18 protein-coding genes and 1 pseudogene are annotated in these 21,435 nt (G+C 72.8%); 13 read left to right on the top strand and 6 right to left on the bottom strand.

Annotated elements, in window-relative coordinates; translation table 11 throughout:
• Positions 1 to 218 precede the first annotated feature (218 nt).
• Genes ACZ7PG_RS50660 through ACZ7PG_RS50645 form a run of 4 tightly spaced genes read left to right on the top strand, consistent with a single transcriptional unit; the run spans position 219 to position 5,249 of the window.
• Positions 219 to 3,083 (top strand): alpha/beta fold hydrolase, encoded by a 2,865-nt coding sequence (locus ACZ7PG_RS50660; RefSeq protein WP_470246408.1) that lies wholly within the window; start codon positions 219 to 221, stop codon positions 3,081 to 3,083.
• Positions 3,080 to 4,003 (top strand): ABC transporter permease, encoded by a 924-nt coding sequence (locus tag ACZ7PG_RS50655; RefSeq protein WP_470246407.1) that lies wholly within the window; start codon positions 3,080 to 3,082, stop codon positions 4,001 to 4,003. The genes ACZ7PG_RS50660 and ACZ7PG_RS50655 overlap by 4 nt, the downstream gene beginning before the upstream one ends.
• Positions 4,003 to 4,476 carry a hypothetical protein gene (locus ACZ7PG_RS50650; protein WP_470246406.1) on the top strand — a complete coding sequence of 158 codons (474 nt, stop codon included), beginning with the start codon at positions 4,003 to 4,005 and terminating at the stop codon, positions 4,474 to 4,476. The genes ACZ7PG_RS50655 and ACZ7PG_RS50650 overlap by 1 nt, the downstream gene beginning before the upstream one ends.
• 32 nt (positions 4,477 to 4,508) lie before the next feature.
• Positions 4,509 to 5,249: an enoyl-CoA hydratase/isomerase family protein gene (locus tag ACZ7PG_RS50645; protein WP_470246405.1), complete on the top strand. Its 741-nt coding sequence runs from the start codon at positions 4,509 to 4,511 to the stop codon at positions 5,247 to 5,249.
• On the opposite strand, the gene ACZ7PG_RS50640 is transcribed toward ACZ7PG_RS50645, so the two are convergent.
• Positions 5,246 to 5,749, bottom strand: a complete 504-nt coding sequence (locus ACZ7PG_RS50640) for an SRPBCC family protein (RefSeq protein ID WP_470246404.1) — start codon at positions 5,747 to 5,749, stop codon at positions 5,246 to 5,248. The genes ACZ7PG_RS50645 and ACZ7PG_RS50640 overlap by 4 nt on opposite strands.
• 226 nt (positions 5,750 to 5,975) lie before the next feature.
• On the opposite strand from ACZ7PG_RS50640, the gene ACZ7PG_RS50635 reads away from it, so the two are divergent.
• Both ACZ7PG_RS50635 and ACZ7PG_RS50630 read left to right on the top strand, forming a co-directional pair.
• Positions 5,976 to 7,367 carry a S28 family serine protease gene (locus ACZ7PG_RS50635; RefSeq protein WP_470246403.1) on the top strand — a complete coding sequence of 464 codons (1,392 nt, stop codon included), beginning with the start codon at positions 5,976 to 5,978 and terminating at the stop codon, positions 7,365 to 7,367.
• 74 nt (positions 7,368 to 7,441) lie between these two features.
• Complete coding sequence (locus ACZ7PG_RS50630) at positions 7,442 to 7,831, top strand: VOC family protein (protein ID WP_470246402.1); 390 nt, start codon at positions 7,442 to 7,444, stop codon at positions 7,829 to 7,831.
• On the opposite strand, the gene ACZ7PG_RS50625 is transcribed toward ACZ7PG_RS50630, so the two are convergent.
• The 4 genes and pseudogenes from ACZ7PG_RS50625 to ACZ7PG_RS50610 form a co-directional block, all read right to left on the bottom strand.
• On the bottom strand, positions 7,828 to 8,175 hold the full coding sequence (locus ACZ7PG_RS50625) for an MmcQ/YjbR family DNA-binding protein (RefSeq protein ID WP_470246401.1): 348 nt from the start codon (positions 8,173 to 8,175) through the stop codon (positions 7,828 to 7,830). The genes ACZ7PG_RS50630 and ACZ7PG_RS50625 overlap by 4 nt on opposite strands.
• On the bottom strand, positions 8,175 to 10,331 hold the full coding sequence (uvrB, locus tag ACZ7PG_RS50620; protein WP_470246400.1) for an excinuclease ABC subunit UvrB: 2,157 nt from the start codon (positions 10,329 to 10,331) through the stop codon (positions 8,175 to 8,177). Before uvrB ends, ACZ7PG_RS50625 begins: the two co-directional genes overlap by 1 nt.
• A 46-nt stretch (positions 10,332 to 10,377) precedes the next feature.
• A complete protein-coding gene (locus ACZ7PG_RS50615) occupies positions 10,378 to 10,983 on the bottom strand; it encodes a carboxymuconolactone decarboxylase family protein (protein WP_470246399.1) in 606 nt (201 codons plus the stop codon).
• Between the two features lie 901 nt (positions 10,984 to 11,884).
• A pseudogene (locus tag ACZ7PG_RS50610) lies at positions 11,885 to 12,760 on the bottom strand (DUF5685 family protein); the annotation flags it as partial.
• A 100-nt stretch (positions 12,761 to 12,860) separates the two neighbouring features.
• Between ACZ7PG_RS50610 and ACZ7PG_RS50605 the strand changes: the two are divergent.
• The 7 genes from ACZ7PG_RS50605 (at position 12,861) to ACZ7PG_RS50575 (ending at position 20,127) form a co-directional block, all read left to right on the top strand.
• Positions 12,861 to 13,379 carry a ribonuclease FAU-1 family protein gene (locus ACZ7PG_RS50605; protein WP_470246398.1) on the top strand — a complete coding sequence of 173 codons (519 nt, stop codon included), beginning with the start codon at positions 12,861 to 12,863 and terminating at the stop codon, positions 13,377 to 13,379.
• A 117-nt stretch (positions 13,380 to 13,496) separates the two neighbouring features.
• Positions 13,497 to 14,402, top strand: a complete 906-nt coding sequence (locus ACZ7PG_RS50600) for an ABC transporter ATP-binding protein (RefSeq protein ID WP_470246502.1) — start codon at positions 13,497 to 13,499, stop codon at positions 14,400 to 14,402.
• A gap of 11 nt (positions 14,403 to 14,413) precedes the next feature.
• A complete protein-coding gene (locus ACZ7PG_RS50595) occupies positions 14,414 to 15,157 on the top strand; it encodes an ABC transporter permease (protein ID WP_470246397.1) in 744 nt (247 codons plus the stop codon).
• A complete protein-coding gene (locus ACZ7PG_RS50590; RefSeq protein WP_470246396.1) occupies positions 15,148 to 16,644 on the top strand; it encodes a glycosyltransferase family 39 protein in 1,497 nt (498 codons plus the stop codon). Before ACZ7PG_RS50595 ends, ACZ7PG_RS50590 begins: the two co-directional genes overlap by 10 nt.
• Positions 16,645 to 16,730: 86 nt before the next feature.
• The gene (locus ACZ7PG_RS50585; RefSeq protein ID WP_470246395.1) at positions 16,731 to 18,239 is read left to right on the top strand and encodes an ArnT family glycosyltransferase; all 1,509 of its coding nucleotides are present in this window, start codon (positions 16,731 to 16,733) and stop codon (positions 18,237 to 18,239) included.
• Entirely contained in the window at positions 18,236 to 19,507 is a 1,272-nt protein-coding gene (locus ACZ7PG_RS50580) for a histidine kinase (protein ID WP_470246394.1), read from the top strand. Before ACZ7PG_RS50585 ends, ACZ7PG_RS50580 begins: the two co-directional genes overlap by 4 nt.
• Positions 19,504 to 20,127: a response regulator gene (locus tag ACZ7PG_RS50575; protein WP_470246393.1), complete on the top strand. Its 624-nt coding sequence runs from the start codon at positions 19,504 to 19,506 to the stop codon at positions 20,125 to 20,127. The genes ACZ7PG_RS50580 and ACZ7PG_RS50575 overlap by 4 nt, the downstream gene beginning before the upstream one ends.
• On the opposite strand, the gene coaE is transcribed toward ACZ7PG_RS50575, so the two are convergent.
• A complete protein-coding gene (coaE, locus tag ACZ7PG_RS50570) occupies positions 20,124 to 21,308 on the bottom strand; it encodes a dephospho-CoA kinase (protein ID WP_470246392.1) in 1,185 nt (394 codons plus the stop codon). The genes ACZ7PG_RS50575 and coaE overlap by 4 nt on opposite strands.
• Positions 21,309 to 21,435 lie beyond the last annotated feature (127 nt).

Raw genomic sequence — 21,435 nt, 5'->3', positions numbered from 1 at the left:
CGCAGGGCCACCGTGCTGACGACACCGCCGCGAAGGAATACTCCCCTCACAGCGCGTCCAGTTTGCCGGTTCTCCCCGGCAAAGCGCCAGCCGGAATCGCCCACGTCACCAGGTTGGTCCTGTAATTTCGGTCACCTCGGTCCACCAGGCGGTCACGAGCGTGTGATCGATGTGAGCCGTTGAAGGCACTCTCAGGAAACTTCACATACGGTCACCTCGTGCCCCGACTCCCGCTCCCGCGAACACGCGGAGCCCGCCTCACCGCGCTCGCCGCCGTCGTCGTGGTCCTGGCCGCCGGCGCGGTCTTCTGGATCACGCGCCCGGCCGCGCCCGCGCCGGTGCCCACGCAGGACGCGCTGATCGACATGCCCGCCGCCCCCGGTTCGGCGGAGCAGGTCAAGATCGACACGACCACCTACCTGCCCGCCACCGTGCCCGCACCCGCGGTGCTGCTCGCGCACGGCTTCGGCGGGGACAAGAACAGCGTCGCCGACGACGCGCGCGAACTCGCCCGGAAGGGCTTCGTCGTCATGACGTGGTCCGCGCGCGGGTTCGGCAAGAGCACCGGCAAGATCGGGCTCAACGACCCGGACGGCGAGGTCGCCGACGCGAGCCGCCTGATCGACCGGCTCGTCGCGCAGCACCAGGTGACCACGGACGCGGGCGGTGACCCGAAGGTCGCCGTCACCGGCGCTTCCTACGGCGGCGCGCTCTCGCTGCTGCTGGCCGGCACGGACAAGCGCGTCGACGCGATCGCCCCGGTGATCACCTACAACGACCTCGCGCAGGGCCTGGTCCCGAACGCGGCCACGCCCGGCCTCACCGCCTCGGGCACGCCGGCCGCCGGCGCCTTCGCGACCGACGGCGTGTTCAAGAAGAGCTGGGCCGGCATCTTCTTCTCGGCCGGCTCCGGCGCGGCCTCCAGCGGCTCGCCGTCGGCCGAGGCGCCGGAGGCCGGGCAGCAGACGGACGCCGGCTCGACGGGAGCCGCCGGCGGCGCCGCGGCCGCCGTCCCCGCCGTGCCCCCGGGCGCGGGCGGCGGACGCCAGAGCGCGCCGGCCGACCCGTGCGGCCGGTTCACCGCCGCCGTCTGCCGCGCCTACACCGAGCTCGGCACCACCGGGCAGGCGAGCCAGGCGAGCGTCGACCTGCTGCGCCGCGTCTCCCCCGTCTCGGTGACGGGCAAGATCACCGTCCCGACCCTGCTGGTCCAGGGCGAGAGCGACACGCTGTTCGGCCTCGACCAGTCCGACGCCACCGCGCGCCAGATCACCGCGGCGGGTGGCAAGGTGCGCACGATCTGGTACACCGGCGGCCACGACGGCGGCAAGCCCGGGCCGCAGCTGCGCGGCAAGATCGCCGACTTCCTCTGGACGGCCGTCGACGGCGGCGACCCGGGCACCGGGTTCAGCTACGACGTCCAGGGCACGTTGCGCGCCAACGGAACGCCGTCGGTCCGCACGGTCAACGCCGCCACCTACCCGGGGCTCACCGGTCCGGCCACCGAACGGCGGCTGCTGGCGATGGCCGGGCCCGCCCAGTCGATCGTGCGCCCGGCCGGGGCGAACCCCTCGGCGGTGAGCGGGATCCCCGGCCTCAACGGCGTCGCGAGCAGCACGTCGCGCCTCGGCGCGTTGTTCAGCAACGACCCGCCGGGTCAGGCCGCGCAGTTCACGACCGCGCCGGTCGACGGGCAGATCGTCGTCAGCGGCTCCTCCACCGTGCGGCTGCGGGTCGCCGCCGACCCGGCGCACCCGCAGCCGGACGCGGTGCTGTTCGCGAAGCTCTACGACATCGGTCAGGACGGCTCGCGGGTGCTGCCCGCCAACGCGATCGCCCCGTTCCGGGTGAGCGGCCTGCCCGCCGACGGCACCCCGGTCGACGTCACCGTGACGCTGCCCGGCGTCGTCCGGCCGATCGAGGGCGGGCACTCGCTGCGCCTGGTCGTCGGCACGACCGACCAGGCGTTCGCGACCCCGGCCGCGCCCGCGGTGTTCCGGGTCGCGCTGGCCGGCGGGACGGCGCTGGCCGTGCCGGTCGTCCCCGGGACGTCCGTCGGCTCGCCGGCCCCGGTCGGGCAGCTGGTGGGCATCGGCGTGACGCTCGCGATCGCCGTGGCCGCGGTGCTCTTCGCGGTGCTGCGCCGCCGCCGGGCCACCGACATCGACCCCGAGCTCGCCACCACCCCGCTGGTCATCGAAGGCCTGCGCAAGGAGTACCCGGGCGGGTTCGTCGCGGTGAACGACCTGTCCTTCCGCGTCGAGCCGGGCCAGGTGCTCGGCCTGCTCGGGCCGAACGGCGCGGGCAAGACGACCACGCTGCGGATGCTGATGGGCCTGATCACGCCGACGAAGGGCCACATCCGGGTCTTCGGGCACAAGATCACCGGCGGCGCTCCGGTGCTCTCGCGCATCGGCTCGTTCGTCGAGGGTTCCGGGTTCCTGCCGCACCTGTCCGGCCGGGCGAACCTCGAGCTGTACTGGGCGGCCACCGGGCGGCCGGCGGAGAAGGCGCACTTCGGCGAGGCGCTGGAGATCGCCGGGCTCGGCGCGGCGGTCGACCGCCGGGTGCGGACCTACAGCCAGGGCATGCGGCAGCGGCTGGCGATCGCCCAGGCGATGCTCGGCCTGCCGGAGCTGATGGTCCTCGACGAGCCGACCAACGGGCTCGACCCGCCCCAGATCCACCAGATGCGCGAGGTGCTGCAGCGTTACGCCGCGACCGGCCGCACGGTGGTCGTGTCCAGCCACCTGCTGGCCGAGGTCGAGCAGACCTGCACGCACGTCGTGGTCATGCACCGCGGCGCGCTGGTCGCCTCGGGCGAGGTCGGCGAGCTGGCCGCGGCCGGCGGCGAGGCGACGTTCCGGGTCGACGATCCGGCAGCCGCCGCCGCGGCGCTGAAGGCCGCTCCCGGCGTCACCTCGGTCGACGTCGACGGCGACCTCGTGCACGCCGACCTCGACGGGATGCCGCGCGCCGAGGCGGTCGCGGCGCTGGTCCGCGCCGGCGTCGCCGTGGAGCAGGCCGGACCGAGGCGCCGGCTGGAAGACGCGTTCCTGCAACTGGTCGGAGAGGAATCATGAGCGAGGGTGTGCACACCGACCCGCACGCGCTGGACGAGCTGAGCGACGTCGCGTCGCACGAGCACGCCGAGGTCGGGCCGGACGGTGCCGTCGAGGGCTACGTCGCCCGGCGGACGCTGCGGCTCGGCGTCGAGCTGCGGCGCCAGCTCAAGCGGCGGCGCACGCAGTTCCTGCTCGGGTTCGTCGCGATCCTGCCGTTCACCCTGGTGCTCGCGTTCGAGGCGGGGCAGTCGAACCCGAACCGGCGCAGCGGCGGGTTCGTCGACCTGGCCACGGCGTCCGCGCCGAACTTCGTCGTGCTGGCGCTGTTCGTGTCGGGGACGTTCCTGCTGCCGATGATCGTCGCGCTGTTCTTCGGCGACACGATCGCGAGCGAGGCGTCGTGGTCGAGCCTGAAGTACCTGCTGGCGATCCCGGTGCCGCGGCAGCGGGTGCTGCGGCAGAAGGCGATCGTGTCCGGGCTGCTGTCGGCGGCGGCGCTGATCCTGCTGCCGCTGGTGTCGCTCGGTGTCGGCGTGATCTGGTACGGGGCGGGCGACGCGATCAGTCCCACCGGCGACGCGGTGTCCTTCGGCGACAGCCTGCTGGCCATCGCACTGTCCACTGTGTACATCATCCTGCAGCTGGCCTGGGTGGCCGGGCTGGCGCTGGCGCTGAGCGTGTCGACCGACGCCCCGCTCGGCGCGGTCGGCGGCGCGGTGCTGGTGGCGATCCTGTCGCAGATCCTCGACCAGATCACGGCGCTGGAGGGCCTGCGGAACTACCTGCCGACGCACTACGCGTTCTCGTGGATGGACCTGATCTCGACCGACGTCGACTGGACGAACCTGGCGAGCGGCATGCTGTCGGCGGTCATCTACGGCACGGTGTTCTTCCTCTACGCCGGCTGGCGGTTCGCCCGCAAGGACATCACCAGCTGATGTCCGCCGTGGTCGAGGGCCACCAGCCGCCCGCGCCGCTGGTGAAGGCGTTCAACGGGGTGCTGCGCGCGCTGCTGCCGAGCCCACTCGGGCGCGGCGTGCGCGAGTTCATGCTGCTCGCCTTCACCGGCCGCCGGTCCGGACGCCGCTACCGGGTCCCGGTGACCGCGCACCGCGACGCCGGCGGGCGGTACGTGCTCACGCCCGCCGGCTGGCGGCTGAACTTCACCGGCGGCGCGGACGCCGACGTGACGTTCGCCGGGCGGACCACGCCGATGCGCGGCGTGCTCCTCGACGACGAGGCCGCCGTGGTGCGGCTCTACCTGGACCGGATCACCGAACTCGGGCTGCGCGGGGCCGCGCGGCAGATCGGCCTGAAGTTCCCGGCCGGCCGCCTGCCGACGCTCGACGAGGTCACCGAGCTGGTGCGGCGCGAGCACTTCGGCGTCGTCCGGTTGAGCGCCAGGACCTGAGCGGACCGCCTCGCCGGGGTACGGTCGGGCGCGTGCCGATCACCCTGGAGCACCACCACGACGTCGCCGTGCTGCGGTTCGACCACGGCAAGGCCAACACCCTCGACAGCGACTCCTGCCGCGAGCTCGTGCTCCGGCTGGAGGAGGCTGCGCAGGCCCGTGCGGTGGTGCTCACCGGCGCCGGGCGCATCTTCTCCGCGGGGGTCGACCTCAAGCGGATCCACGACGGCGGCGCGGCGTACGTGTCGGAGTTCCTGCCGCTGCTGTCCGACGCGCTGCTGGCCGTGTTCGGCTTCCCGCGTCCGGTGGTCGCGGCGCTGAACGGGCCGGCCATCGCCGGCGGCGCCGTCCTCGCCGCGGCCTGCGACCACCGCGTACTCGGACCGGGCGCCATCGGCGTGACGGAACTGCTGGTCGGGGTGCCGTTCCCGCTGTCCGCGCTGGAGATCCTGCGCTGCGCCTACGGCACGGAACCGCTGCCGGCGCTGACCTACTCGGGTTCGACGTGCGGCGGCGAGGACGCCCTGGCGCGCGGCCTGGTCGACGAGCTGGCTCCACCGGAGGACGTGCTCGAGCGGGCGCTGGCCGTCGCGACCCGCCTCGGCGAGCTGCCCGCCGAGGCGTTCGCGCACACCAAGGCCCAGATCCGCCAGCCCTTCCACGAGCGGATCGCCGAGCACCGCCACACCGACGACCCCGAGGTCGAACGGCTGTGGCGCTCCCCCGCCGCGCTCGCCGCCGTGAAGTCCTATGTGGACAAGGTGCTCCGCTAGGCGGCGTGGACCCCGCTTTCGGCGAGGGCCTTGATGCCTTCGACCGTCTTCTGCATGTTGGCCTGCAGCTCGCCCAGGCGCATCGCGACGATCTCCTCCTCGTGCTCGGGCATCGAGCCGATGATCGCCGTCAGGTTGGACGGGCCGGGGCCGATCTGGGCCCACTGGCGCAGGATCGTGCCGTCGCCGTCGGGGACGAGCTCGAAGCGCCACGACGCGGCCGGGTTCGCCACGTCCATCACGGCCCACGCGAACAGCCGCTCGGGCTCGTAGCCGGTCACCGTCGAGACCGTCTCCCACTCCCCGGCGACCGGGTGGGAGTTGCGGCCGCGGAACCGCGCGCCCAAGCCGGGCTCGGCGTTCCCGACCCAGCCCCCGCCCTGGAACTCGGTCGAGAACCGGGCCGGCAGGTCGATGTCGAGGAGCCAGGACCAGACCTCGGCCGGTCGCGCGGCGATGCGGACTTCGACCTGGGTCGTAGGGCAGTCGGAAACCTTCATGGCGGACCCCTCGCTCGATGCCGGTGCCTACGGGTTCGGACCGTAACGTGGCGCTGATCAGCCGGACAACTCGCACGGTGCCCGCGGTTGCGCACGGCGGAGGACGCGCGCGCCACCCGACGAAAGTCGGAACCTGACCGATTCTGCGCCCGGACAGCCGATTGCCGACCGCCGCCGGTTCTGTGAGGGTCCCACGGTGGGATCCGAAGCCGGGGAGGGTGCGTCCATGCGCAGACTGTTCACCGCTGTGGCGGCCGTGCTGATGGTGGTGGGCCTGGCGCCCGCCGCGAGCGCGGCGACCGACATCGAAACCGCCTTGGCGCACATCCCCGGGCTCACGGTCGTCAAGGAGGACCCGGCGCCGGCCGGGTACCGGTTCTTCGAGCTGACCTTCACCCAGCCCGCCGACCACCGCCACCCCGGCGCGGGCACGTTCCAGCAGCGGTTCACCCTGCTGCACCGCGACTTCACCGCGCCGACGGTCGCCTTCACCAGCGGCTACAACGTCAGCACCGCGCCGAACCGGTCGGAGCCGACGCAGATCGTCGACGGCAACCAGCTTTCGATGGAGTACCGGTACTTCACGCCGTCGCGGCCGCAACCGGAGAACTGGGCGAAGCAGCTGACGATCTGGCAGGCCGCCGCCGACGAGCACCGCGCGGTGCAGGCGTTCAAGGCGATCTACCCGGGCAAGTGGCTGGCCACCGGCGGCAGCAAGGGCGGCATGACCGCGACGTACTTCCGGCGCTTCTTCCCCGACGATGTCGACGCGACGATCCCCTACGTCGCGCCCAACGACGTCATCGACCCGGTCGACGTCTACAACCGGTTCCTCTCCCGCGTCGGCGACGACCCGGGCTGCCGGGACGCGCTGAAGGCGATCCAGCGGGACGCGCTCAAGCGGCGGGCCGAGCTGGGCGTGATCGCGGCGGCGGACGCGGCGAAACGCGGGCTGACCTTCTCGATCGTCGGCTCGGCCGACAAGTCCCTCGAGATCTCGGTGATCGACTCGTACTTCGCGTTCTGGCAGTACCAGAAGCAGGCGGACTGCGCGACGGTCCCGAAGGCCGGTGCGCCCGCGGCCGACGTCTACGCCTGGTACGAGAAGGTCGAGAGCCTCAACACCTACTCGGACCAGGACCTCGAGCCGTTCATCCCGTACTACTACCAGGCGGCCGCGCAGCTGGGTTCGCCCGAGGCGTACGACGGCTACCTGCGCGACCTGCTCCGCTACCCGGGCGCCGACCAGCCGAAGACGTTCGTGCCGTCGTCGGTGAAGATCCCGCGCTTCGACTACCTGGCCATGCCGGACATCGACTTCTGGGTGAAGTCCCGCGGCACCCGGCTGCTGTTCGTGTACGGCTCGAACGACCCGTGGGGCGCCGAGCCGTTCGAACTGGGCTTCGGCAGCCGCGACTCGTACCGCTACTACGTACCGGGCGGCAACCACGGGTCGAAGATCGCGCAGCTGCCCGCGGCCGACGCCGCCGCGGCGACCGCGACGGTCCGGCGCTGGGCGGGACTGCCGGCCGCTTCCGCTTTGACGGCGCGGAGTGCCCCGGCCGGGTTCCCGGACTTCGACGCCGACCTCACCCTTGCGGCGCGGCCGCCGCTGTAATTTCCCGGCTGTGACTTTCCTCAGGCCGGGCGTAGTCTCACGGCACCTTGACGGCCCGGCCTGAGGAGGCGCGCATGCCTCGCCCTGTCCACTTCGAGATCCACGCGGGCGACCCCGAACGCGCGGTGGCCTTCTACACGGCGGTGTTCGGCTGGAAGTTCGAGCGCTGGGGCGACATCCCGTACTGGGTGATCACGACCGGCGAGGGCGACGGCATCGACGGCGGGCTCGTACCGCGGGTCGGCCCGGCGCCCGAAGAGACGGCCCCAGTGCACGGGTTCGTGAACACGATCGACGTCGCCGACCTCGACCGGTCGCTCGACGCGGTGACCGACGCGGGCGGAACGCTGGCGCTGCCGAAGAACCCGGTGCCGGGCGTCGGATGGCTGGCGTACGTCAAGGACACCGAGGGCAACATCTTCGGCATGCTGCAGCCGGACTCGAACGCACCGGCACCGTCCTAGGGACGTTTCGCTTTCGGCAGCCGCCGGACGACGTCGTCGTAGGAGACATCGATGAGCTCTTCGAGCTCGGCGTCGGGGACCCCGGCGCCGAGCCCGACGCGGTTCCAGCCGTAGCGGCCGAGGTAGTCCATGACGGTGACGGAGTCCGGGTACCGTTCCCGGACTTCGGCCGCTTCGTCCTTGGTGGACCCGCACTTGACGGCGACGGAGCCGGGCTCCTCCTGGCCGATGAAGGCGAAGCTCTTGCCGCCGACCTTGGCGACGAGCACGTGGTCGCCGAAGGGGTAGGTCTCTTCGGCACCCGGCTTGCCGAGGCAGTACGCGACAACGGCTTCGACGTTCACTACTTGATGCCGGCCGCGTCCATGCCCCGGAGCTCCTTCTTCAGGTCCTGGACCTCGTCGCGCAGCCGGGCGGCCAGCTCGAACTGCAGGTCGCGGGCCGCCTGCATCATCTGGTCGGTCATCTGCTGGATCAGGTCGGCCAGCTGGGCGCGCGGCATCGCCGAGACGTCCTTGTCGACCAGCATCCCCGAGCTGCGGACCCGGTCGCCCTGCTCCGGCTTCTTGCCGCGGGAGGAGTTGCGGCCCGAGCCGCCCACCGAGACCTGCTCGGTGTCTTCGGCCTCGCTGTACACGCGGTCGAGGATGTCGGCGATCTTCTTCCGCAGCGGCTGCGGGTCGACCCCGCGCTCGACGTTGTAGGCGACCTGCTTCTCGCGGCGGCGGTCGGTCTCGTCGATCGCGTGCTTCATCGAGTCGGTGATCTTGTCCGCGTACATGTGGACCTCGCCCGACACGTTTCGGGCCGCGCGGCCGATCGTCTGGATCAGGGACGTCCCGCTCCGGAGGAAGCCCTCCTTGTCCGCGTCGAGGATCGCCACCAGCGACACCTCCGGCAGGTCGAGACCCTCGCGCAGCAGGTTGATGCCGACCAGCACGTCGAAGTCGCCCGCCCGCAGCTGCCGCAGCAGCTCCACCCGGCGCAGCGTGTCGACCTCCGAGTGCAGGTAGCGCACCCGGATGCCCAGCTCCAGCAGGTAGTCCGTCAGGTCCTCGGACATCTTCTTCGTCAGCGTGGTGACCAGGACGCGCTCGTCCTTCTCCGCACGCTCGCGGATCTCGTGCACCAGGTCGTCGATCTGGCCCTCGGTCGGCTTCACGACCACCTTCGGGTCGACCAGGCCGGTCGGCCGGATGACCTGCTCGACGAACTCGCCGCCCGCCTGGCCCATCTCGTACGGCCCGGGCGTCGCCGACAGGTACACCGTCTGCCCGATCCGGTCGGAGAACTCCTCCCAGGTCAGCGGCCGGTTGTCGACCGCGCTCGGCAGCCGGAAGCCGTACTCCACGAGGTTCCGCTTCCGGGACATGTCACCTTCGTACATGCCGCCGATCTGCGGGACCGTCTGGTGCGACTCGTCGATCACCAGCAGGAAGTCGTCCGGGAAGTAGTCGATCAGCGTCGCCGGAGCGGTGCCCGCCCCGCGGCCGTCGATGTGGCGCGAGTAGTTCTCGATGCCGGAGCAGAACCCGACCTGCCGCATCATCTCGATGTCGTAGGCCGTGCGCATCCGCAGCCGCTGCGCCTCCAGCAGCTTGCCGGACTTCTCCAGCTCCGCCAGGCGATCCTCGAGCTCCTTTTCGATGCCCTGGATCGCCTTTTCCATCCGCTCCGGGCCCGCGACGTAGTGCGTCGCCGGGAAGATCCGGACCTCGTCGACCTCCTTGACGATGTCCCCGGTCAGCGGGTGCAGGTAGTACAGCTTCTCGACCTCGTCGCCGAAGAACTCGACGCGGATCGCCAGCTCCTCGTACGCCGGGATGATCTCGACCGTGTCCCCGCGCGCCCGGAACGTGCCGCGCGCGAACGCGATGTCGTTGCGCGTGTACTGCACGTCCACCAGCGCCCGCAGGAAGACGTCCCGGTCGAGCTGCATGCCGACCTTCAGCATCGACGACCGGTCGAGGTAGGACTGCGGCGTGCCCAGGCCGTAGATGCACGAGACACTGGCGACCACGATGACGTCCCGCCGCGACAGCAGGTTCATCGTCGCCGAGTGCCGCAGCCGCTCGACGTCGTCGTTGATCGACGAGTCCTTCTCGATGTAGGTGTCCGTCTGCGCGATGTACGCCTCGGGCTGGTAGTAGTCGTAGTAGCTGACGAAGTACTCGACCGCGTTGTGCGGGAACAGCTCGCGCAGCTCGTTGGCCAGCTGCGCGGCCAGGGTCTTGTTCGGCGCCATCACCAGCGTCGGCCGCTGGACGCGCTCGATCAGCCACGCGGTCGTCGCCGACTTGCCGGTGCCGGTGGCGCCCAGCAGCACGACGTCCTTTTCGCCCGCCCGGATCCGGCGTTCGAGGTCGTCGATGGCCGCCGGCTGGTCACCGGCGGGCTGGTAGTCACTGACCACCTCGAAGCGGCCGCCGGTCCGGGGGATCTCCGAGACGGGCCGGAAGTCGGACTGGGCGAGCACGGGGTGTTCGGTTGCGAAAGCCACGTCGACCAGAGTACGACGCACCACCGACAATTTCCGTCGGGCCTGGTCAGCGGGGTCGGAACACCGTGACGGAGGTGACTTCGCCGCCGGTCACGGCGCAGTGCACGACGGCCCCGGGCACCGGCTCGTCCCCGAAGCACGAGACCAGGGCCCGGTCGGGTCCGGTCGCCTGGACCTCGGTGCGCGGGAACTCCCCGAGCACCTCGGCGACCGCGGTCCCGGGGTCCGCGAGGTAGGCGAGCACCACCTCACGCGGCGACGGCGGCGGCGGGATCGGGAGGCCATGGCCTTCGAAGAGGCGGTTCAGCTGGTCGGCGGCCGAAACCGCGCGCGGGAAGCCGGCGAAGGCCGCCGTCTGGACGACGACCTCGCAGACCTCGGCGGGCGACAGCCCCGAGGCGAGGCCGGTGCGGAGGTGGACGCTCAGCGGCGGGCCGACCATGCCCGAAGCGACGATCGCCGCCAGGGTGGCGGCTTCCCGCGTCCGGCCGTCCAGCGCCGGCCGTTCGTGCAGGTGGCCGTAGACGGTGCCGACCGCCAGCTCACCCAGCGCCGGGACGGTGGCGAACAACGCGTCGAGCCGTTGCGCACCGCCTTCGACGAGCCCGGCGAAGTTCTCGCGGCCCCGGTCGTGCAGCTCGCCCATGGTCATTTTCGGTCCCCCTTCAGCAACTGCAGTCACAGCAGTCACAGCAGTCACAGCAACCACAGTCGCAGTCGCAGCAGTCGCAGCCCCCGGTCGAGTGCGGCTTCCCGCTCCACGGCCCAGGATAGGGATCGCGGCAGCAGAATTGGCAGGTGCAGCACATGTAGGGGGTCAGTGCGCAGCCGAGGAAGAAGTTGCGCTTCTTGGGCGGGACGGCGAACTTCGGGTACCAGAGGCCGCCGCCTTTGCCGTCGAGCGATTCGGGGCCGTCGGAATCGCCGGGGCCTCCTGGGCCACCCGGTCCGCCGGGACCTCCTGGGCCACCCGGTCCGCCGGGACCTCCTGGACCTCCTGGACCTCCGGGGCCGCCGGGGCCGCCGGGGCCGTTTGGTCCGCCCGGGCCTCCTGGTCCGCCGGGGCCGCTGGGCCCGCCTGGGCCACCGGGCCCGCCTGGGCCACCGGGCCCGCCTGGGCCTCGGCCGCCGGGACCGCCCGGACCGGGCGCGCCCGGCGGCGGAACCGGACCTGGCGGCGGAAAGCCCTGCGGCGCACCGGATCCCGGACCGCCCGGAGGCTGGTGCGGGTACTGCTGAGGAGCCGGCCCTCGGCCGATCCATCCCGGCGGCGCCTGGTGCGGGTGCTGTTGAGGGGTCGGCCCCGGCCCGATCCACCCGGGCGGCGGCTGCTGCCCGGCGAGATCGCCCGGCCGGTGTTCGCCAGGTGCGAACGCCGAGCCGGATCCGAAGTCCGCACCGGCCCCGGCCACCGGACCGAGCGCGGAGGACGGGCCGTGGCCGTGCCCCGAACCACGCTCCACGTCCGAGCCGTGCGCGTGCACCGAGCCGGACCCGGCGACCGAACTGCTTCCGGCCGCCGAACCGGGCCCGAACGCCGAACCGTGCCCATGTCCCGCGCCATGCACATGCCCCGAACCGTGCCCGAAGGCGCGCCGCACTGCCTGGCGCAGCTCGTGGACCAGCAGCGCGTGCACCAGGCCCGGCCGCGCGAACTTGGCCTCCCGCAACGCCAGCTCCACCCCGAGCACCGCGTCATCGCACAGCCGGCGGGCCTCCTCCAGCGAGGTTCCGGTCGCCCGCAACGGGTTCCACGCACCCGCCTCAGCGTCGGCCGCGTGGTCCTCGACCGCGTCCAGCAGGTGCGCCACCCGGCCGAACAGCCGGCCCGCCTCCGCCAGCGGGGCCACGTTGCCCGGCCGTCCGGCCAGCTCCGCCGTCCGCGCGAACGCCGCGGACGTCGCCACCTCCGCCGGCTCGGTCGCGAGGAGTGCCGAGTCGCCCAATCGGACCGAATGCTCCAGTGAACCCTGGCGCGAGACGGCCTCCACCAGCACCGACGTGTCGAACCCGACCCGGCCGCCGGTGCTGCTGCCCTGCGATGCCCAGCGGGACGCGACCCGGCGCGCCGCCATCGCCACCGGACGGCGGCCGAACGCGCCGTCGCGGTCCTCGACGTGGTCGTCCACCTTCGCCGCGGCCAGCACCAGCGATACCGCCGCCGCTAGCTGGGCGCCCTCGCCTCGCGCCACCGATGCCGTCCGCATCCCCCGCAAGGGGCAGGGTCCGGCGTTCCGGCGCCCGCCGACACCCGGCGTCTGCGCCTCGACCAGGGCCGAGATGATCAGCCCGTCGTAGTTCGTGACGACGCGGGCGAACTGCCCGTGTTCGTCGCGCAGCGTGAGGCAGAGGCCGCACAAGTGCGCCAGCCAATCCGCGTGCAGGCTCTCGGACAGCCGATGCCGGCACGGTCTGATGATTCCGAACATGCCCGGCTCCCCTCACACACAGTCGGCAGACCTTAGCCCGAACGTGTGGCTCGCGCGTCGCGTCTGCGCGATTCGTGACCCGCCGGGCAGGATGAGCCCCATGGCCGAACTGCACCCGCCGAAGGTCGAGATCTTCGACCCCGCCGCGCGCGCGAACATCGACCCGAAGGGCATCCTCCGAGAGGTCGAGGAGTACCGCGAGGAGCCGTTCGGCCTGTACCTCGCGCGCCCCACGCCCGGGCGGGCCCAGTTCCACTACCTCGAGTCGTGGCTGGTGCCCGGGCTCGGCCTGCGGTTCACCGACTTCTGGTTCACCCCCGGCCACGAGCGCGACCAGGACTTCTACCTCGACGTCGTCCGCGTGCGCCGCGACGGCCCGCGCTGGGTCGCCACCGACCTCTACGTCGACCTGGTGGTCAAGGACAAGCTGTCGCTGCGCGTGATCGACACCGACGAGCTCCTCGAAGCCCACGCCGCCGGGCTCGTCACCGGCGAAGACGCGCAGTACGCGCTCGAGACCACCTACGCGGCGGTCGAAGGGCTGGCCGCCCACGGCTACGATCTCACCGCCTGGCTGTCCACGAAGGACATCACGCTGACCTGGCGCCGGCACCCCTAGGGGCCACCGCATCCTCCGAACGGTGGATGCGACGGTGACCGGTTCGACGACGTGCCGGACCGGCTCGGCACGGGATTCTCGATCCAGCGGAAACGGATCGAGAAGGGGGACGGCGCCATGCCGGTCATCGAGGTCGAGCACCTCCACAAGCGGTACGGGGACAAGGTCGCGGTCGACGACGTGTCGTTCACCGTCGAGCGCGGCGAGATCTTCGGGATCCTGGGCCCGAACGGCGCGGGCAAGACCACGACCGTCGAGTGCCTGGAGGGCCTCCGGACGCCCGACGGCGGCCGGCTTTCGGTGCTGGGTCTCGACCCGCGCCGCGACCGGGCCGAGCTGCGCCAGCGCGTCGGCGTCCAGCTCCAGGAGGGCCGGTTGCAGGACAAGCTGCGGGTCGGCGAGCTGCTCGACCTCTACGCCGCCTTCTACCGCACCCCGGCGGACCCGGACCGGCTGCTCGCCACGCTCGGCCTGACCGAGCACCGCAACAAGGCCTACAAGAAGCTCTCCGGCGGTCAGCAGCAGCGGCTGTCCATCGCGCTCGCGCTGATCGGGAGCCCGGAGCTGGCGGTGCTCGACGAGCTCACCACCGGCCTCGACCCGCAGGCCCGCCGCGACACGTGGGACCTGATCGAGGCCGTGCGCGCCCAGGGCGTGACGATCCTGCTGGTCACGCACTTCATGGCCGAGGCCGAACGCCTCTGCGACCGGATCGCGGTGATCGACGCCGGCCGCGTCGTCGCGGTCGACTCACCGGCCGGGCTGGTCGCGCGGGTGAGCGACGAGCAGGTCGTGCGGTTCCGGCCGTCGGCGCCGCTCGACCCCGGTGTGTTCGAGGCGCTGCCCGAGGTCCGGACGGCCGAACGGAGCGGCGACCGCCTCGTGGTCTGCGGGAGCGGGAACGTGCTCCACGCGGTGACGTCGCTGCTCGCCCGGCTCGGCGTGATCGCCGGGGACCTGCGTGTCGAGCAGGCCGGCCTCGACGACGCCTTCGTCGCGCTCACCGGCCACCGGCCGGAATGAAGGGGGAAACCATGTCCGTCCTGACCAAGCTGACCACCGCCGAGGCCAAGGTGTTCCTGCGCGACCCGGGCGCCCCGGCCGTCGTCGTCGGCATCCCGCTCGCGCTGCTGCTGGTGTTCGGGCTCATGCCCGGCGCGAACGAGCCCGACCCGAAGTACGGCGGGCACAGCGCGCTGGCCACGGTGATCGCGCCGATGGCCGTCACGATCCTGCTGGCCATGTTGGCGCTGACGCTGTTTCCGAACGCGATGGCCACCTACCGCGAAAAGGGCCTGCTGAAACGCCTTTCCGCGAGCCCGGTGCCGCCGAGCCGGCTGCTCACCGCGCAGCTGCTGGTGAACCTGGCCGCGGCCGTCGTCGTGGTCCTGCTCATCGCGGGCGTCGGCGGGCTCGTGCTCGGCATTCCGTTGCCGGGCAACCCGGGCGGTTTCCTGCTCTCGATCGTCCTCGGCGCGCTGGCGCTGTTCTCCGTCGGGCTGCTGGTGGCGGCGCTGGCGCCGACCGGCCGCGCGGCGAGCGGCATCGGCAGCGCGCTGTTCTTCCCGATGCTGGCGCTCGGCGGGGTCTGGGTGCCGAAGGAGCAGCTGCCGGTCTTCCTGCAACACGTCGCCGACGCCCTGCCGCTGGGTGCCACGCTCAACGCGCTGCGCGCCACCTGGGCCGGGGACGCGCCGGAGCTGCTGCAGCTCGGCGCGATGGCGGCGTTCGCCGTCGTCTGCACCACGATCGCGGTACGGGTGTTCCGATGGGAGTGACGACCGCGCCCGCACCCGCCGTCGTCCGGCCGGTAGCTGTGAAGCCGGTGGCGGTCGTGACGGCGCTGATGGCGATCCCGTTGCTGCTGACGGCGAACCGCTACGGCTACTTCGGCGACGAGCTGTACTTCCTCGCCGCCGGGCGCCACCTCGCGTGGGGATATGTCGACCAGCCCCCGCTGCTTCCGTTGCTGGCCAAGGCGATGGACGCGCTCGGGCACTCGCCGTTCGTGCTGCGGATCCCGGCGATGCTGGCGGTGCTCGCCGGGGTCGCGCTCACCGCGCTGATCGCCCGCGAGCTGGGCGGCGGCGCGAAGGCCCAGACGCTCGCCGCCGCCACTTTCGCCGTCTCGACGGAGTTCCTGGCGGGCGGGCACTACCTGGCGACGTCCACAGTGGACCCGTTCCTCTGGACGCTGGTGCTGTGGCTGCTGGTCCGGTGGCTGCGCACCCGCGCCGACGGCCTGCTCGTCTGGGCCGGCGTGGTGACGGCGGTCGCGCTGTACACGAAGTTCCTCATCGGCGGTTTCTGGCTCGCCGCCGGGGTCGCCCTCCTCGTCTGCGGGCCGCGGGAGCTGCTGCGGCGTCCCGCGCTGTGGCTCGGCGCGGCGATCGCCGCGGTGGCGCTGGTGCCGACGCTGCTCTGGCAGGCCACGCACGGCTGGCCGCAGCTGGGGATGGGCGCGGCGATCTCGCACGAGGTCGACGGGACCTGGGGCGGCAGGCTGACGTTCCTGCCGACGGCCCTGGTCACCGCCGGTCTCCCGGTGGGCGCCGTGCTGCTCTGCTACGGCCTGTGGCGGCTGCTGCGCGACCGCGAGCTGCGCTTCCTCGGCTGGACGACCGTGCTGCTGACCGTCGTGTTCCTGGTGGTCAACGGCCGGTTCTACTACGTCGCCGGGATGTACCCGGTGTGCTGGGCGATGGCCGCCGTCGCGCTCGAACGCCGGGAACCGGCGCGCTGGTGGCGGTGGGTCGCGACCTGGCCGTGCTACGCGCTGGCCGTCGTGCTAGTCGTTCCGGTGGCGCTGCCGGTCTGGCCGCGGGCGTGGCTGACCGAGCACCCGTCGCTGCCGTCGCCCGTGTTCGCCTTCGCCGAAATCGGCTGGCCGGAAGGGGCCCGCTCGGTGGCCGGCGCGTTCGCCCGCCTGCCCGACCGGGACCGGACCGCGGTGGTGACCGGGACGTACTGGCAGGCGAGCGCGCTCGACCGCTACGGCCGCGACCTCGGCCTACCCGAGCCGGCCAGCGGGAACCGCGGCTACGCGACGCTGGTCGTCCCGCCGGAAAGCACGACCGACGTGCTGTTCGTGGGCGACGATCCGCGGCCGCTGCTCGGGCACTTCGCCGACCTGCGGCCGATCGGGGAGGTGGACACCGGCGCGGCGAAGCCGAGCCACTTCGACGGCGTGCCGCTGTGGCTGGCGACCGGCCGGACCGAGCCCTGGTCCGAGCTGTGGCCGAAGCTGGTGAACACGCACACGTGAGCCCGGCGTCACCATCCGCACGGTCACCCCGCGCGGGCCCACGTAGGGTGCGGGAAGGACCGGCGCCGACCCACGACAGGAGCATGATGGACGCCGTAGCCACGGCCCCCGACCAGTCGAAAGCCGACCTCGCCCCCTTTGCCCGGCTGCCGGTCGCGCTGCTGGCGCTGGGCACGGCCACCGCCCTGCTGCTGACGGCCGGCCGCTACGGCTACTTCGGTGACGAGCTGTACTTCCTCGCCGCCGGGAAGCACCTGGCGTGGGGCTACGCCGACCAGCCGCCGCTCGTGCCGTTCCTGGCCTGGGCGATGGACTCCCTGGCGCCCGGGAACCTGGTCGTCTTCCGGCTGCCGGCGATCGCCGCGACCGCGGCCGGGGTGGTCGTCACCGCGCTGATCGCCCGGGAGCTCGGCGGTCAGCGCAAAGCGCAGGCGCGCACCGCGGCGGCGTACGCGATCTGCGGGCAGTTCGTCGGCAGCGGCCACTACCTGGCGACGTCGACGATCGACCCGCTGCTGTGGGCGCTCGTGCTGTGGCTGCTGGTCCGCTGGGTCCGCACCCGGGCCGACGCGCTCCTGGTGTGGCTCGGCGTCGTGACGGCGGTGGCGCTCAACGACAAGCTGCTCATCGGCGCGTTCTGGGTGGTGGCCGGGCTCGCGGTCCTCGTGGTCGGGCCGCGGGAGCTGTTGCGCCGCCCGAAGCTCTGGCTGGGCGCGCTGATCGCCGCCGTCTCGCTGGTGCCCACGCTGCTGTGGCAGCGCGCGAACGGCTGGCCGCAGCTCGGCATGGGTGACGCGGTCGGCGCCGAGGTCGACGCGGCGGGCGGCCGCGAGAGCTTCGTCCCGAACCTCCTGGCCGGCGCCGGCTGGGTGATCGGCGCGCTCGGCGTCCTCTACGGCGTGGCCGTGCTGCTCGGGAGCCGGCAGCTGCGGCCGTACCGGTTCCTCGGCTGGACGGCGCTGGGGGTCGTCGCGGCCTTCCTGGTCGCCAACGGGCGGTACTACTACGCCGCTGGGATGTTCGGCGTCCTGTGGGCCGCGGCCGCCGTCCACCTCGAAGCGCGGGAACCGGCTCGGTGGTGGCGGTGGGTGCCGACGTGGCCGGTCTTCGTGCTGTCCGCGCTGTTCAGCCTGCCGTTCACGCTGCCGCTCTGGCCCGCGCAGTGGCTGGCCGACCACCCGGGCGCGCCGCGGCCGGCCTACGCGGCCGAAGAGATCGGCTGGCCGGACCTCGCCGGCGACGTCGCCGCGCTGTACCGGACGGCACCGCCGGGCACGGCCGTCGTCACCGGCGGCTACTGGCAGGCGGGCGCGCTCGACCGCTACGGGCCCGAGCACGGCCTGCCCGAGGTTTCCAGCCCGAGCCGCGGCTTCTGGTACTTCGGCCGGCCCGCCGACGACGCCGACACCGTGCTCTTCGTCGGCTACGACCCGGCGAAGCTCGCGAAGTACTTCGGGAGCGCGCAGCTCGCCGGGCAGGTCGGCAACCGGCTCGGCGTCGCGAACGCGAGCGAGCACATGCCGGTCTGGCGGCTCACCGGCCGGACCGCGACCTGGGCGGAGATCTGGCCGCGGCTCAAGGACATGAGAGCGTGAGCCTCGAGGTCGACTGGAGCCGGCCGATGTGGCCGCCGGAGTCGGCGCGGACCCCGGATGGCTGGCAGCCGTGGCTGTTCCGGGCCGAGCGCGTCCTGCCCGGCGCGCTGCTGGCCGTCGCGACGGTGGTCACCCTCGGCGTCGGCGGCCACGACGCGCGGTGGTGGGCGACCACCGGCGCCCTGGTCGCCGCGACCGCGCTCTGGGTGCTCGGGACGGTGGTCCTCGCACCGCCGCGGCTGCGCGAACGACCGGCCTTCGCCCTGCTCACGTTCCTCGGCGTCATCGGGCTGGGCAGCGCCCTCGAGGTCCGGGACATCACGTTCCTCATCTTCATGATCTTCGCGTTCCTGGCCGCCATGCGGCTGCGGCCCACGTGGCTCGCCTTCGCCGCGCTGGCGGTGACGTCGCTGCTGATCAACACCCTCGGCAACGGCGGCCCGGTGCACGCCCTGCGGGAGCGCCCGGCCATCTGGGTCACGATCATCGTCGTGCAGACCGCGGCGATCGGGGGTGGCGGCCTGCTCTCGACGGCCATCGCCCGGCAGAACGAGGAACGCCGGCGCATGCTCGACGACCTCGCCGCGGCGCACGCGGAAAACGAAGGCCTGCAACGACAGTTGCTCAGCCAGGCCCGGGAAGCCGGGATCCTCGACGAGCGGCAGCGGCTGGCCCATGAGATCCACGACACCCTGGCGCAGGGCTTCACCGGCATCATCACGCAGCTCGAGGCCGCCGCGCTGGCCCAGGACGAGCCGGCGGAACGGCAGCGGCACCTGGACTCCGCGACCGCGCTCGCGCGGGAGAACCTCACCGCCGCCCGGCGTTCGGTGCGCGCGCTGCACCCCGAGCCGCTGGACACCGCGACGCTGCCCGACGCGCTCGCCGGCGTCGCGGCGCGGTGGAGCGGGCGGACCGGCGTGCCCGCGGCGTTCACCGCCACCGGCGACCCGCGGCCGCTGCACCCCGAGATCGAGTCGACCGTCCTGCGGGTCACCCAGGAGGCGTTGTCCAATGTGGACAAGCACGCCGCGGCGAGCCGGGTCGGCCTCACGCTGTCCTACATGGACGACGAGGTGACCCTCGACGTCCGCGACGACGGCGCCGGGTTCACCCCCGGGCCCGGGCCGGGCTTCGGGTTGCCCGGGATGCGGCGGCGCGTCGAGCGGCTCGCCGGTACGCTCCACGTCGAGTCCGAACCCGGCGGCGGCACCGCGATCTCGGCCGTCCTGCCCGCCGTCCCGTCCCCGCCGGAGGCCTCCGCATGACGATCACCGTGCTCATCGCCGACGACCACCCGATCGTCCGCGACGGGCTGCGCGGCATCTTCACCGGCCGCGGCTTCGAGGTCGTCGGCGAGGCGGCGAACGGCGCCGAAGCCGTGGCGCTGGCCGAGCGGCTGCGCCCCGACGTCGTGCTGATGGACCTGCGGATGCCGGGCACCGACGGCGTCGCGGCGATCACCGAGCTGGCCCGGCTGGGCAACCCGGCGCGGGTCCTGGTGCTCACGACCTACGACACGGACTCCGACGTCCTGCTCGCCGTCGAGGCCGGCGCGACGGGCTACCTGCTCAAGGACGCCCCGCGCGAGGACCTCTTCCGCGCCGTCGAAGCCGCCGCCCGCGGGGAGGCCGTGCTCTCCCCCGCGGTCGCCAGCCGGCTGCTGGGCCGGATGCGCGCGCCGGTGCGAGAAACGCTGTCGCAGCGCGAGCTCGAAGTGCTCACCCTGGTCGCCCGCGGCTCGACGAACAAAGAAGCGGCGAAGAAGCTCTTCATCAGCGAAGCGACGGTCAAGACGCACCTGATCCACGTCTACGCGAAGCTCGGCGTGAACGATCGCGCGGCGGCCGTCGCGGTCGCGTTCGAACGCGGGCTGCTGGGCTCCTAGAGCGTCCAGCCGGTGGTCCCGGCCCACTTCTCCGCGCGGCCGAACACGCCGTTGACGAACTCCTGCTTCTCCTCCGCGTAGGACGCGACGTTGCCGTCCCCGGCGTGCGCGCCGGCCAGCCGCAGCTTCACGTCGCGGTAGTCGTCGCGCTCGTCCGGGTTCGCGCGCAGGTAGTCGCGGAACAGCAGCGCGAGCCGCCACGCCGGCGTCTCCTCGGACCGGACGTGCAGGTTCACCGCGCGCTTCGGGTCGGCGCCGACGTGCAGGCGCTTGGGCCACGGGTCGCCGCCGTCCGGGGCGTCGTCGCACCAGTCACCCTCGAGCCGAGGGAACCCGGCGTCGGACAGCAGCTCCTCGAGCGTGTCGGCGTCGGCGAGCGTGGCCACCGTGAGCTGGAGGTCGAGGACGTCCTTGGCGGGCAGGCCGGGGACGGCGGTGGAGCCGATGTGGTCGGCGCGGCGGGCCAGCTCCCCCGCCACCGCGCGGACCCGGGCGAGCACCCGCTCGGCCTGCGCCGGCCAGGTGAGGTCGTACTCGGCGATCTTCGGGGACACCGGCGGCCGCGGCCGGCGCAGCCGGATGTTCGCCTCGAACGGCACGAGCCGGTCGGCCCACAGCGCGTCGACGTCGGCGAGCACGGCGTCTTCGGCACCGCCGTTGTCCAGGAACACGTCCGCGACGGCGCGGCGCTGCTCGTCGCTCGCCTGCGCCCGGATCCGGGCCCGCGCGTCGTCCTCGGCCATGCCCCGCGCCGTCACCAGCCGCCGGACCCGCACCTCGACCGGCGCGTCGACCACCACGACCAGGTGGTACGCCGTCGCCAGGCCGTTTTCGACCAGCAACGGGATGTCGTGGACGATGACGGCGTCCGGTGCGGCGGCGGCCATCAGCTCGCCGGTGCGGGCACCGACCAGCGGGTGGACGATCGCGTTCAGCCGGCGCCGCGACTCGTCGTCGGCGAACGCCTTCGCGGCGAGCGCGGGCCGGTCGAGCGAACCGTCGGCGGCCAGGATCTCCTCGCCGAACTCCTCGACGAGCCGGGCGAGCCCCTCGGTACCGGGCTCGACCACCTCGCGGGCGATCCGGTCCGAGTCGATCAGGACGGCGCCGTGCTCGGCGAGCCGGTTCGCCACGGTCGACTTGCCGGCCCCGATCCCACCCGTCAACCCCACACGCAGCATGCCGATCACCCTAGTCAGCCCGGATCCGGCCGCCGGTCACCGGCCCGCCCGCGCCACCGTGTGGTCAGTGCACACGAACAGGTGACCCGCAAGTGATCGTGACGCGTGACTCAACCGATATCCGGAC

This window comes from Amycolatopsis sp. NPDC114504 (assembly GCF_055633595.1).
This window is presented reverse-complemented; position numbering and strand designations above follow the sequence as displayed.